Origin of the sequence: Thioclava kandeliae (assembly GCF_040297545.1) — a bacterium.
In the GTDB taxonomy this organism is placed as follows: Bacteria; Pseudomonadota; Alphaproteobacteria; order Rhodobacterales; family Rhodobacteraceae; genus Thioclava; species Thioclava kandeliae.
Map to the genome: position 1 here is coordinate 1 of NZ_JAYWLC010000075.1, position 1,174 is coordinate 1,174.

Sequence of the window (1,174 nt, forward strand, 5' to 3'; positions counted from 1 at the left end):
CAGTCGTTCGGCACTCTTCTCGCCATAGTCCGCGCCGGTCTTGGCGCCAACCTCGAGCTCCATTAGTCGCTCGGCGGCAAAGCCAATCATCTCACGCAGTAAATCTGCATCGCCGCTCTGTTCGACAAGCGCGCGAAGGTCCATCATAGGTTTGGTCATCGGGTGTCATCCTTGGATCAGATTGAGTCTAGCAACCCGACCTTACTAAGAAACCCGATGGCCACCTGAGCTACACCACCCCGTGGGACACGATCCGCGCCCCTCGTGGCCGAGTTAGGTAATTGGCTGCAGACACGGCGCCTGCGCATCTCGGCCAAGTCGCGCCTCGGCGAAAAGCTGACCTACATCCATCGCCAGTGGGCCGGCCTGCAGACCTTCCTCCGCGACGGCCGCGTCGAGATCGACTCCAACGCCGTCGAAAACCTGATCCGCCCCATTGCCCTGACGAGAAAGAACGCACCCTTCGCCTATCTTAAGGCGGCCTTGGAAGCCATCGCCGCCGGTCACCAGGCCAACAGGACCGACGAGCTACTTCCCTGGAACTTCACCTCGTCAAGCTGATCCCGCGTTGGGCGCAGACACCGCTTACGACTGTCTTGGGGTCGACACCAACAAGCCTGCACGCCCGATGCTGCGAGATGGCATGATCCCACATCACCAAGGGCGCGCCGCATCTCGCCGATTGATCAATGTCGTCAGTTCTTTCCTAGCAGGTTTCTAAAGACGACGTTCTCCAACATGGTGTCAGCCAGCAAACGTTTGAGCTTGATATTCTCGTCCTCAAGGGCCTTTAGCCTCGCAGCCTCGCAGCCTCGCAGCCTCGCAGCCTCGCAGCCTCGGACACCTCCATGCCGCCATACTTGGCTTTCAGTTTGTAGAACGTGGCCGTGCTCAAGCCATGCCTGCGGCACACCTCCGCTGTCGGCATTCCGGCCTCCTGTTCCTTGATCATCCCGATTATCTGCGTCTCGGTGAAACGGCTCTTTCGCATGTGTCTGCTCCTCCAAGGTTGGCGCAGACTCTACGTTACGGTGAGAAATTTCGCGGGGGGCAGGTCAACTAATCACCAACCCCGCCTATGTCGTTATCAAGGGTGAGGGCCGCCCGCCATTGATGGTGTGGATGGCCCCACCAAACGGCATCGCGATGTGCCAGGGTGGGTATGTTTCCAGCC

3 pseudogenes are annotated in these 1,174 nt (G+C 59.5%); 1 reads left to right on the forward strand and 2 read right to left on the reverse strand.

Annotated features, from left to right (window positions below):
• Positions 1-159 (reverse strand): annotated as a pseudogene (locus VSX56_RS20620) (IS256 family transposase); the annotation flags it as partial.
• A gap of 81 nt (positions 160-240) precedes the next feature.
• Here VSX56_RS20620 and VSX56_RS20625 point away from each other — a divergent pair.
• Positions 241-561 (forward strand): annotated as a pseudogene (locus VSX56_RS20625) (transposase domain-containing protein); the annotation flags it as partial.
• Positions 562-589: 28 nt separating this feature from the next.
• Here the strand turns inward: VSX56_RS20625 and VSX56_RS20630 are convergent.
• Positions 590-991 (reverse strand): annotated as a pseudogene (locus VSX56_RS20630) (transposase); the annotation flags it as partial.
• Positions 992-1,174 lie beyond the last annotated feature (183 nt).